A 13357-nucleotide genomic window follows, 5' to 3' on the forward strand; every position below is an offset into this window, starting at 1 on the left:
AAACAACATGCAATAATATTATATAATAATGCCCAAAAACTATCGAGACGAAAACGTCTATATCGCAGCTAAAAAGCGTATGCAAGATATATTTAACACCTTTCCAAAGGTATATGTAGCATTTAGTGGAGGTAAAGACAGTACTGTTATGCTACATTTAGCCTTAGAAATAGCCAAATCTGAAAACCGCTTACCGCTTGATGTCTTATTTGTTGATTTGGAAGGGCAATATAATATCACCATTAAGCATATTGAAGATGTAGCAGTAAATTCAGAAGAAATTAACTTACATTGGGTTTGTTTACCTTTAAACCTCAGAAATTCGGTGAGTGTTTTTCAACCACATTGGCGCTGTTGGGATCCAGAACAATCTGAAGCATGGATTCGTCCTATGCCACAACATCCTCAGGTAATATCAAATCCTGAGCATTATCCCTTTTTTAAATATGGAATGGAATTCGAAGATTTTGTATACCAATGGGGCAATTGGTTTTCAAACGACGAATTATCCACATGCTTATTGGGAATTCGGTCAGACGAAAGCTTAAACAGATTTTTTTCGGTAACCTCCAACGGTTGGCGTAGTAGAAACTGGATGAGTAAAGCGTCAGAAAACCTCATATTTTCATATCCTATTTACGATTGGCGAACCGAGGATATCTGGCGGTATGTAGGCAAGGAAAAAATAAAGTATAATAAACTCTATGACTATTTTTATTTATGCGGAATCTCCATTCATAAAATGCGCATTTGCCAACCCTACGGAGATGATCAGCGTCAAAGTTTAGCCTATTATCACCAAATCGAGCCAGAAACCTGGTGTAAGGTGGTAAGACGTGTTCATGGCGTTAATTTTGGTGCGTATTATAGTAAAACAGCTGTTCTTGGAAGAGTTAAAGTACTACTTCCCGAAGGCCTGACATGGAAAAAGTACGCTTATATTTTACTAGAATCCATGCCAGAAATCACTAGAAATCATTATACAGGTAAAATCAAAATCTTTCTAAGGTGGTGGGAGAATAATGGATTTTCTTTAGAGCTTATACCAGATCAGGGCAACTTAAAATTAGAAAACTCAGGAAAATTACCGTCTTGGAGAAGAATATGTAAATGTATCATTAAAAACGATTGGTGGTGTAGAAGTTTAGGTTTTACCCAAACTAAAAATACATATAAAACTCTGTATGATAAAAAGATAGCCTAATGATCAAGAAGAATATCGAACAAGAGATCATAACTATTCTAAAGGAAAGTCAAGATATCCCAGAAGAAAATAAAACGGAATTAATAAAGAAGGTCTTAGACGTCTGTAATCAATATGTAGAACCTGTTTCGCAAGTATTGTGGGTACCCATAAATACCATTATGCCAAATACCTATAATCCTAATAAAATAGCCATGCCAGAAAAGCGTTTGTTACTTCGTTCTATGCTAGATCATGGTATCACTTTACCCTTAATAGTATCAGTTAAAGAACAACAGCACTATATGTTAATTGATGGCTACCACCGTTGGAGTCTCATTAAAAAAAGTAAAGTATTGCAGCGTAGATTAAACCATAAAGTACCAGTAGTAATATTAGATCTTCCCAAAACAGAACAAATAGTGGCTAGTATACGGCACAATAGGGCTAGGGGAAAGCATCAAATAGCAGAAATAAGCGAGGTAGTAAAAACATTATCAGCCAATGGGTGGTCGTCAAAAAAAATTATGGAAGCATTGGGAATGGATGCAGACGAGGTACTAAGACTTAAGCAATTCAAAGGTCTTGGCGAATTATTTAAAGACAACGATTATTCTCAATCATGGCATTGAATTGCCATCTTATAACTTGAACTCGTTTAGACTTTTTGGATTTAAGCGAAAATTAGAAGTTTTTAACTGTATTGAAGGCTTTTTTGAGTTGCATAGCAGAGCTACGGAAGGAAAAAAAGACAAAAATAGAGTTAAAAACAGCAATTTTTTAGCAAATTGAAAAAGTCTAAATGAGTTCCTTTACCAAATAGTATGAATACAAAAGAAAACACATCAGAAGAAATAGATTTAGGACAGCTATTTAAACTTATTGGCAATGCGATAAATACTTTTTTTAATCGGATCGCTTTTATTTTAAAAACGATATTTCATCTTTTCATAGTTACTTTGTTGTTCTTTAAAGGTCATTTTTTAAAGTTTAGTTTAGCGACTTTTTTGGGTGTTGGGGTTGGAGGGTATATAGATTATATAGCATCACCACTCTATAAATCCGTTATGGTTATTCAGCCTAATTTTAAGAGTGCGCGACAACTATATAGTAATATTGATTTTTATAATCAGTTGGCAAAAAATCAAGAAACCAAGGAGTTATCTGAAGTATTACATATATCCCAGTTAATAGCAAAAAGTATAAAAAATATAGAAATAACAGGAGTTTCAGATGAAATACAAAAACTAAAACAATTTGGCGAATTTATTAAAAACCTGGATACTGTAACATTAAAGAATGTAGATTATCAAGACTACTTGCAGGAGTTTAATGATGTAAATGCAGAATTTCACCAAGTCCAAATAGAAGCTACAGTACCCGAAACGGCTAAACAATGCCAAAAAGGAATAGTTACATCTATAGAGAACAATGAATACTTCAAACTTCAGAAAAAAGTTAATGAAGATAATATCATGGTCATAGACTCCATGATAAAGAAGCAGCAAAGGGAAATCAATAAATTACAATCGTTTTATAAAGAGATAAGACGTTTAGAAGCGCAACAACCGGTAGGAACAACTAATATTAATTTAACAGATAACAAAATCGAGCGAATATCAGAAATAGAACTTTTTAATCAGATAAAAAAATTAAAAGAAGAGGAAGTAAAACTAAACATAGAGAAAGCAAAAACAAAAAGTACTATTAATATAATTTCAGAATTTCCTGAAAGAGGAATATTGAAAAATGATTTTTTTTCTAAAAAAATAGTCCAGATGCCACTCTTTTTTATAAGTGCGTTATTTTTAATATTAATAATGTATGTTTTTAATAAGTACTTGGCCAACTACGCTTACGTTCGCACCCAACAAAATAAAGTAGCTGGAAAAACTAGTTAGAGTAGGTTTATTTTGCATCAAGCTAATGTTTTTGCATTCATTAACTCATACCGATTTTGCTATAAAAAAATATAATTTGTGCTTTTTCATTTATTTCTATTTGAACCACTCAACTCATTGTATAAGGGGTTTGATTATTTGTTCTAAACCTATTTTTAATTTGTGCTATCAAAACATTGGGGCATATAAATCCAAAGGTTATTCTGCTTTTATATGCCCTTTGATTCCCGGAGGAAAGCTCATCAGTAATTGATATATATCATTTTTGTTTCGTGGCCCAACCCTGATTCGTTGTAATCTATAACACATACATAGGAGCCAACAGGCACCCGTCCGCCTTTATGGGTGCCGTCCCAGGCATCGCCGGGGCCGGCATAATGGGCGCTGAACAGCAACCGCTGGTTTAGGTTATATATTTTCACCACATTGTTTCTATACTTTTCCAGGCCTTCGATCACCAGGGTATCGGCAATGCCATCGCCGTTTGGGGAAACCCCTCTATTGAAATTCACAAGAGGTTGGGGCTCACAATTGTTGGTAGTTTCCACGGTCACCAAAGCCGTTTCCGTGGCTGTATTGATGCCTTGTTCAGCGGTAAGGGTCACTGTTACCGGGATTCCCAAATCGTCACAGGTAAAAGTATCCCTATCCAAACTTAGGTTCGGGACATTGTTACAGCCATAATTGGAACCGTTGTCCACATCCTCCGGCGAGATAGTCGCCTGCCCATTGGTATCCAATTGCACGGTGATGTCTCTGGCAATGGCCGTAAGGTTGTCTAAATCCTCTTCCACGGTTACCACAGCGGTCGCCGTATCCGAATTGTTGCCCTGTATAGCGGTAAGGGTCACTGTTATCGGGATTCCCAAATCGTCACAGGTAAAAGTATCCCTATCCAAACTTAGGTTCGGGACATTGTTACAGCCATAATTGGAACCGTTGTCCACATCCTCCGGCGAGATGGTCGCCTGCCCATTGGTATCCAATTGCACGGTGATGTCTCTGGCAATGGCCGTAAGGTTGTCTAAATCCTCTTCCACGGTTACCACAGCGGTCGCCGTATCCGAATTGTTGCCCTGTACAGCTGTAAGGGTCACCGGTACCGGGGCACCCACATCATCACAGGTAAAAGTACTCTTGTCTAAGCTCAATTCAGGGATTTTGCCACAGCCATAATTGGAACCGTTGTCCGCATCCTCTGGAGAAATGGTCGCCTGCCCATTGGTATCCAATTGCACGGTTATATCTTTTGCAATGGCCACCAAATTGTCCAAAGGAGCTTCCACGGTCACTGTGGCGGTCACCGTGGCAGTTTCACTACCCTGTTTGGCTGTAAGTACAACGGTCGCCATACCCAAGTCGTCACAGGTAAAAACATTCTTGTCCAGACTTAATGAAATGGGGTTGGTGTTGTTACAACCACTCCCGGAACCATTGTCTATTTCCCCGGGGCTGACGGAAGCCTTTCCATCGGCGTTCAACCGAACGGTAATATCTTTGGCAGCGGCCACAAGGCTATTGGTATTGTTTTCCACAGTCACCACGGCGGTCGAGATATCCGTTTGATTGCCAGAGGTAGCAGCAAGGGTTACGGTTACCGGAGCTCCTACATCGCTACAGGTAAAAGTATCTCTGTCCAAGCTTAGTGTGACCGCAGCTCCATGGTCGCAGTTATGGCCGGAACCGTCGTCCAGATCCTCTGGTGAGATGGTCGCCAGGCCATTGGGAGCCAGCTCTACGGTAATGTCCTTGGCGGCCGCTACAACCCCGGTGTTTACAACGACCTCCCGCGCTGCTAAATTGGGGATGTTGGAATTTATATCGAATGCTGAACTTACAGGTATATTAATGGTAATATCGTCATCGTCGCCACATATGGATATAGGTGTAACGGCAACTGTATATGTGGATGCGTTGACGGCCGTAAAATTACCGACTGTGGCATTGGTAACAGCAATATCCTCTTGGTTAAAATCGGTAACGCTTCTATCGAAAGTAAAGATCACTTCAAAAGGGTCTGTAGTATTTATTGCTGCCGGTGCGCCTTGTATGGAAACACCTATTTCGCCTATATTGTACATACGTGCCCGACCAATTAACAGATTGCGCCCAGTAGTAGTATTAAAACCATAGTCAGAAGCGCCCATAGCCACGACCGACCCGTCTGCAGACAAACTAAGACTGTTACTGCTGCCCAACTGATGCCCTTTATGTTCACCATCAAAATCAGTTACTAACTGCCAGGTATTATGGGAACTATATTTATAAATACTTACTCTGCCCACACTTAATAAATTATTAAACCCGATATGGGGCGTCCCTACAACTAAAGTATTCGCATCATCAGATAATGCTATGCCATATCCAAAAGCCCCTCTTAGTTCATTGCCTTTCAGGATCCAGTTATCATTATTATTGGCACTTCTTTTATACACACGTACAGATTGATCTGCAACTGAAGTTATAGCCAGGGTATTCCCGTCTCTTGTTAGCCGTACATAGCCCCCTCTATCATCACGGGTAACCGTTCCTTGATCACCTGTAAAATCACTTGCCTGAACCCAAGTGCCGTTATCATTTTTATATACTCTTGTTATTAAACCCTTAGAATCCCATCTTACCCTATTCTCGACAGTATATGGTGGTCCAAGATGAAGCGCTACCATGGCCAGGGTGTTACCGTCATCGGATATGCTCACACTTACCCCCAACCGTTCGCCTTCTGACCGCCCTTCAATATCGCTGCCTATTTGTACCCAATTATCATTGGTTTCTCTTCTATACACCCGTACCTGGCCAGCATCAGGATGGCCGTTAACGTCAAAAAACGGGGCTCCTATGGCCACGACATTACCATCTCCGGAGAGACTCACATCAAATCCCGATTGGCTCCCTGCTTGCGTACCATCAATATCATTGCCTATTTGCTCCCACTTGAAACCACCCGATGGGGCATCTGTTTTTTTAAATATACGTACATGGCCTGCATCTGTACCTGCTCCATCGTTACCTCTGGCTCCTATAGCCAGAACGTCACCTTCATTCGACAAACTTATGCTCCTTCCGAATTGTTCACTCTTAAAAACTCTAACATTCGTTTCCGGTGCTATTATATCGCCTATTTGTATCCATTGCCCGGTCGCATTTTTTCCATAAACACGTACAGAACCCTTATTAAAAGGAGGATTTGTACTCCAGCACCCTATGGCCATGGTATTCCCATCTGCTGACAAACTTGTGGTCTCTCCCAGGCCAAGATGATTAGATTCTCCTATGATAGTTTGTCCTATTTGTACCTGGCCATAGTTGCTTAAGCTTATGAAGCCCAAGAGGATGGCACATCGCTTTAATTGTAATAGTATTTGGGTTTTCATGTTAGTTATTGGGTTTTTAGGTTTATAATTTTATAATTATCGTCCTGTTTAAGTTTATTTTAAGGTGAATCTTGGATAAGAAAATTTACTTGCCTGTCTGCCGGCAGGCAAGTAAATTTTCGACTGATAAAGCTTCTCGATACAAAATTCTTCCAGAATTTCACTACCATTGACGTCATTCTGAGGAGCTCCTTAGAGCGACGTGAGAATCTCTTAAATTGAACTAAAATTAAACAGATTTTTACGGTCGTACCTCCCTCAGAATGACACCCTATGACGTCATTTAATCCGCTTGATAAAATTTTTGTCCACAAGCTCGAAGTGCATCTTGAACTTTTAAACAATATTCACGTTATTTTATGCTAATTCTTTTAACTGCTTTAGCACCTGTTTTGGTGGTTACTTCCAGTATATACATCCCGCCGGATAAATGGCTTACATCTAATGGTGATGTGTGTGTTGTATACAAATGGGCACCTAGCATGTTGTATATGTTTACTTGCTGTAACGCTTGCCCTTCGCTTAACCGGATGTGGATCTTATCTTGCGCCGGATTGGGATAGACTGTAAAATCCCTGAGCTCATTTGTATTATTTAAAGACATTGTCACATCACCATTGATACTTTTAAACCCACTCCAGAAATCATCATCTCTATAATCTTGTTCGGCACTTTCGGGTACTATCAAATCTATTTCACCACGACGGTCTGCAAAACCACTATTAGGTCTTCCTGTAAAGACTGTTCCGTAAATATCAAAATCAGAAGGTAAAAGTGGAAATCCCATATCTCTAATAACTGGGGGGGACTCTGCCTTTATCTCCACTGTTTTAAGAGGGGTATCCGAAAAAGCCCATGCCCCAATACTTTTTATTTCTTTTGATATGGTGACTTCCTCCAATGCTAGGTTCTGGGCAAAAGCACCGTTTCCGATAATGGTCACCTTATCCGGTATCACAACACTGGTCAATAGGTGGTTCTCCCTAAACATTCCATTTGTAATAATTGTCATTTCTTCTGAAATGGTAACTTGTGTAAAGTTGTTCTCGCTAAAAATATTTGCCCCTATATGTTCTGTTATAAGACTATTTGATATCATAACACTCTCCAATTGGTTGCCCTGAAAAGCAGCGCTTCCAATACTTGTTACACTGTTTGGTATGGTAATCTCGGTTAAATCGTTAAACATAAAAGCTTGGGCTCCAATACTTGTTACACCCTCTGGTATAACAACGTTCGTTAATCTGTTAACAACAACGTTAGGGTCTCTTGCTTCTGGTTTTATGAATACATTTTCCCCAATAGCAGTTACCTTATAGTGAATTACACCGTCTACCTGTTTGGTATCTGGAAGGCGTCCTAGGTCGGTAGCTGTCCCTTCATACTTAGATATACTAACTTCATAGGGGTTTAACGATGTGACTTCGTAATCGAAGTCTTCATTAATATCGTCAATGGTCTCTCCCTTTTCCCTAGTTTCTCTGGTGCTGTTAAAGTCCTTCCACCCTGACCCCGTAGCCGTATAAGTAGCTACGGTACCTTTGGGCACTATTAAATTGATGGCACCGCGGTTTTTATTTTTGAAAGGGTCTCTATCTCCATCTTCAATAAAAGGGGGATCGCCGCTACGCTCTACCACCACTATGGCAAGGTTTGTGTTATTCTGAAAAGCTTCCTTCCCTATGGTTTTCACATTTTTCGGTATGTGAACAATGGACAAATCGTTGTCGGAAAAGGCTCTTTCCCCAATACTGGTTACACCCTCGGGTATGTCAACACTAGATAAGTCTTTACCACTAAAAGTCCCCGGACCGATGCTGGTAACCTTATATTCATATTCTGTTGTACCATTACTATATATTGTACTATTAGCATCATATTCATATGATGCACGATTACTGACCGTTGCAGGGATAGTCACATCAGTAGCTGTAGCCGAATAATCTATTATCTTAACCTCTCCAACACCATTGGGGTTTATTTTTGTTATTTCGTATTTGAAACCACCATTGGTAAAGACCGCTTCTCTAATGGTTTTAAAAAAGTTCCCGCGATACCAACTTCTATAAGCAAACGCTTTCCCTTCGGGCACTATCAAATCTATTATACCATGGCGGGGCACAGGTGGTAGTGGTTGTCTTAAACTATCCACATATTGACCAAGTGTTGTTGTAAATATATCGCTTTTTACCTTAGGCGGAGACATAGTCTGCGGCGGCGTAGTCGGCAGATTGGCAGCCTCTATAAACACTGTTACAAGCCCCAACTTATCTCTTGCACTTGGATGTGTAGTAACCCAATCAGAACCATAGGGGTTATTTGCAAAAGCCCAGTCTTCAATCTTCTTTACATTTTCTGGGATGGTTACACTAGTCAATTTGTTGACGCCAAAAGCACTATTTCCGATAGTTTGCATACTGTTCGGTATCTCAATACTGGTCAATTGATTCTGCTTAAAAGCAGAATCACTGATAGTTACCATACCTTCGGAAAGAGTAACACTGGTCAATTGGTTACCTATAAAAGCATGATTCCCAATGCTGGTCACGTTCGGTATCTTAATACTAGTTAATTTGTTATGGGCAAAAGCAGAACTTTCAATACTAGTTACACTAGGTGGTATGGTTATTGTCTCCAACTTGCCAGTAGTGTCTGCTGCTTCTTTTTTAAAAGCATTAACCCCAATACTGGTTACCGTATAGCCATTGACCTGCGAGGGGATAATTAATACTGCTGGTGGAGTACCATCATAACCCATAACCTTTACTGTATTAGGGCTCAACGATGTGATTTTATATCGGAGATCATCAACGGTAAAGGTATCTCCTATGTTGTTTTGACCGTAAGTGGTCGCCGTCAACACTATAAAAAGAATGGCAAAGCTCCATTTTAATTGTAATTGTTTTTTCATTTTGTTGTCTTTTTTAACTTTTGAATATTGATGGCAAAGAATTACCAAATAGAAAAAATATCCAATAATTAGTGCTGAACTCTTTTTAAAATGGGACATAACACAGTGTTTTTGGGACAATAGAAATCCGGAAACCCCTTTAGATGGTTAGTTCGTTCTGGTATTGACCGATATGGGCACTTTCTATAGGTCGATCCTGTACTAAAACCCCACCTTTGTTTCCAACAAAAAGTATACGCAATGAAGTGATGGCGTGGAGCCAGATTGACCATTGGCTTTATAATAGTAAAGTGATTTTTGAGTTAAATCAATAGCAATGGCGGAGATTTGAAATGACGATTCCCGTCGTTTTTTTGTGGGACAAAACCCGATACCATGGATGCCTGTAATGCACGGACCAAGGTATTGAAAAACCCTGGAGATGTTTTTATAAATACTTATTAAATTTAAATTGTAGCTTGTTTGTTATTGTTAATTTAATATTTTGTTCTTGTTTAATTATTTGGGATTCTAATTGTATCAGATTTGTACACTGAATATTGAAAGTATTATAAGCTATAATGAGTTACTTTATGTATCGGAAATAAATATTTTATTTTTAATTAACTAGTTTGGTCTAAAAGAGTATTTACTTTTGGATGATATATGGAAACGTACTTTAAGTAATAGAATTGAAGAAGATAATGACGCAATGAATGTTGCTTTTAAAAAATACGTAAGAGCTTTGAGAATGATAATCTAATTTAGAAGTCTATAAGCTAAATTAAAACCTACAAAATAGTCTGTCAAACTTGTCAAAGTCAATTAGCCAATTTTTAGAGCAATTAATTTTCTATTAACCCAAAGAATTTAGAGAGTTTATATCTCTTGAATCACATGTCTAAATGCATACTAATCAAGAAAGTAATAATAAAATGTTAGAAAAGAGGATTAGTTAAAAGTTGGAAAAGATAAAAGGGAAGTGATTAGACTTCCCTTTTATATGGCTATTACTATTGTAACAACTTATCAAACAAAGGTCTAATGTCCTCACTTGAAGGTCTTGGAGCGTTTTCATCTACAATATTCCCTTCTGGGTCTATTAATAAAAACCTAGGAATAGAATTAATTAAATAAGCACTTACAAAATCAGATTTAAAAGCCTTATCTGCTATTAATTGAATACCTGACAACTCCATATCTTTAACCATTTTTTTCCAAGCATCGTGTGCTTTCTCAGTATCTACCGAAAGACTAACAAACTTTATGTTTTTACCATGGTATTCTTTTTCAAGAACTTTTAAAGATGGAATTTCTTTTTTACAAGGACCACACCATGTTGCCCAAACATCGATATACACATACGATCCGCTTAAATCATCTAAACTTGTAGTACCTCCAGCCGCATTTTCATAATTAACAAATTTTGGAGAAAGTTTTCCTTTATCAAGCTTAGTTGCCGCTGTATAGATCTTTTCTATTTTTTCTGAATACAAAGGATTTGTATTATTCTTAATAAAAATATCATAATGATCTTTCGCTTTAGTGGGCGCTGATTTAATGAGTTGTGCTGTGAACCTCCACAATAATGCTTCTTTGATTACCGTGTTTGAAATCGTATCTATAATAACATTGCGTTTAAACTCTTCTAACGGGATTAGGTTTAAAAAGTCATTTTGCTTTTCTACATCTAAGGCATAATAATATTTCGAAAATTTTAGAAGAGCAGCTGCTTGGATTTTAAAATCCATAAGATCAGCATATCCCAGTGAGAAAGATTCAAACATACGTTGATTATTAAAAGTAAAACTTTCTAGCGCGTTATTAGACATTTCCGTACTCTCCTCCTCAGAAAGTTTCATTTTATCCATTTCTTTTTGTATACTATCAGAGATTCTTATCACCTCAGGTGAGTTTTCATCTTTTGGATCTACAGAATTTAGGTATTGTTTTAAAGGACTATCAACCCCCATAAAAGTACCATGCATATAAGAGTAATGAAGCATTGAATTCTTAGCTAACAAATTAGCTTTAGCTTTTTCTGTTTTTATAAATTCTGCATTAAAATCCTGAGTACTTAATTCTGTGTTAACCCAACTGACATATTCGTTAACAAACGTCTTAAAATCAGTCAGATCAAGATTTACTTTCTCAAGGAATGTAGTAGAGAGTTGTATATAGTGACTTCTTCGTATATATAACGCTCTTAAAAAGTTATTTTCTGCAGCACCCTTCCCTTCAAAAGTAACATCTCTACCATTTTGGATCATTTTTAAGTCAAAACCTGGCGCTAAATATAAAAAGATGGGTATCTCTCCACTTAACTTATAATATCCTTTTTCTAGAGTTCCATCTTCAAAGGTGAAACGGCCTTGATCATCTAGTTCTATTTCCTTTATACTACCAACTTTGCCAAATTCAACTTTTTTATTAGCAGTATTATTAATAGTTCCAGAAAACTTTATAGTGTTATCTTGACCTTGACACGATGTGAACATAACACCAGTGATTAATATTAAAAATATTTTTTTTATTCTCTTCATTTTTTTTACTTAATTAAATTTATATTGTCTTTAATAATGTTTTATTTTTCTCTCTTTGTTTTTGTTTAGGTTTATTCATTTTTTAAATCACCTTATTTAGCATTTTTATTTATCTAGGGTTTGGCTCCATTTCAGGATTTTTATCTAGAACTATTTGAGGAATTTGTAGGGTATACTTATTGCTACCTTCTTCTAAAGATATAGTTTCCTCATCTACTGTATGTGTTATAGTACCAATACGCCCTTCTAATTGTAATCGTCGCATATCGGCAAAGCGTAACCCATTATTGGCTGTTTCTCTTCTACGTTCGTTTAAAACCCATGTTAAAACTTCTTCTTGATTATTTGAATTTAAATCTGTAAAGCCGATAATACGTTTTCTTTCTAAGTTGTTAAGTGCTTCCAGTGCCTGACTGAGTTCCCCTTTTCTAGCATGGGCTTCTGCTTTACACAAAATTATTTCTGGTAAGGTAACACCAGAGTTTATTTGAAAAAAATCGAGCCAAAATACTAAAGATCCTAAATTAAAATAGTATAACCCTAGAGCTCTTGCATCTAATGCTGAGTACAAGGCAGCTAAATCTTCTGTTGGATTTTTGAAAAAATACTGAGGATTTTCATTTATATAACGAACATAAAGATTGTCTGGATTTGTGTGTTTTCCGAAAGCATCTAGCGCTGGAAATAAAGTATAGTCATTAACATCACTTTTAATATCTAATACCTGTTGAGCATACTCAATTACTTTATCATAATTTTGCATATATAAATACATTCTGGTTAGCACTCCATATGCAGCTAGTTTACTTCCTCTACGCGCATCATTTGTTTCCGGCAAATTTTCTAAAGCATTTAGTAGATCTGTTTCTATTTTTTTATAGGTTTCTACTAATGTTTCTCTTGAAGGTGTTGGCGCAGAAACATCTGCTGTGTACATATACGGAATTCCAGGAGTGGATAAATTATCACTGCTATAAGGTTGCGCATATAAATTTACGAGCCAAAGGTGTTCAAAGGCTCTGCCTAAAAGAGCTTCTGCCTTGTACTTTTTGATTAATTCAATATTAGAAAGCACATTAGCATCTACGGCATCATCTATTTCATTTAAAATAGCGTTGTATGTAAATATTGCTTTATAATGCTGAGTCCATGCGTGTGGTGACTCTTGTATTTCATAAAGATTTTCATCCCATTTGTACATTGCTAGAGAAGTTCCTGAAAGTTGACTAGCTTCAAATGGAGATAATTTAAGATTATCTGCCATATACCCAGTTGGGTCAGTATTTCTAATGTCACCTAGAATATTGTTATTCTCAAATAACAAATTGTAATCTGAAACTTTACCAAAATTTATGACACCTAAATTGTCTGCTTCTAGAAATTCACTTTCAGGCTCACAACCGCCTAAAAATATAGCGATTATACTAATTAAAGAAAATATTTTTATTTTTTTCATGATTATTATA

At 37.2% G+C, this 13357-nt stretch carries 7 protein-coding genes; 3 read left to right on the forward strand and 4 right to left on the reverse strand.

Translation table 11 applies throughout. From position 1 onward, the window contains the following. Positions 1-28 precede the first annotated feature (28 nt). The 3 genes from C1H87_RS22010 (at position 29) to C1H87_RS22020 (ending at position 3084) form a co-directional block, all read left to right on the forward strand. Entirely contained in the window at positions 29-1204 is a 1176-nt protein-coding gene (locus C1H87_RS22010; protein WP_102757888.1) for a DUF3440 domain-containing protein, read from the forward strand. Beyond that, entirely contained in the window at positions 1204-1815 is a 612-nt protein-coding gene (locus tag C1H87_RS22015) for a ParB N-terminal domain-containing protein (protein ID WP_102757889.1), read from the forward strand. Before C1H87_RS22010 ends, C1H87_RS22015 begins: the two co-directional genes overlap by 1 nt. A gap of 192 nt (positions 1816-2007) precedes the next feature. Then, positions 2008-3084: a hypothetical protein gene (locus C1H87_RS22020; RefSeq protein ID WP_102757890.1), complete on the forward strand. Its 1077-nt coding sequence runs from the start codon at positions 2008-2010 to the stop codon at positions 3082-3084. Between the two features lie 242 nt (positions 3085-3326). Here C1H87_RS22020 and C1H87_RS22025 read toward each other — a convergent pair whose 3' ends face one another. The 4 genes from C1H87_RS22025 to C1H87_RS22040 all read right to left on the reverse strand — a co-directional run bounded on the left by C1H87_RS22025 (position 3327) and on the right by C1H87_RS22040 (position 13347). Beyond that, positions 3327-6458, reverse strand: a complete 3132-nt coding sequence (locus C1H87_RS22025; protein ID WP_102757891.1) for a T9SS type B sorting domain-containing protein — start codon at positions 6456-6458, stop codon at positions 3327-3329. Positions 6459-6810: 352 nt separating this feature from the next. After that, positions 6811-9369, reverse strand: a complete 2559-nt coding sequence (locus tag C1H87_RS22030) for a leucine-rich repeat domain-containing protein (protein ID WP_158655322.1) — start codon at positions 9367-9369, stop codon at positions 6811-6813. Positions 9370-10361: 992 nt separating this feature from the next. Continuing rightward, positions 10362-11891, reverse strand: a complete 1530-nt coding sequence (locus C1H87_RS23610; protein WP_233783254.1) for a TlpA family protein disulfide reductase — start codon at positions 11889-11891, stop codon at positions 10362-10364. 109 nt (positions 11892-12000) lie between these two features. After that, on the reverse strand, positions 12001-13347 hold the full coding sequence (locus C1H87_RS22040) for a RagB/SusD family nutrient uptake outer membrane protein (protein WP_102757893.1): 1347 nt from the start codon (positions 13345-13347) through the stop codon (positions 12001-12003). Between the last annotated feature and the right edge of the window lie 10 nt (positions 13348-13357).

The organism is Flavivirga eckloniae (genome assembly GCF_002886045.1).
Classification (GTDB): domain Bacteria; phylum Bacteroidota; class Bacteroidia; order Flavobacteriales; family Flavobacteriaceae; genus Flavivirga; species Flavivirga eckloniae.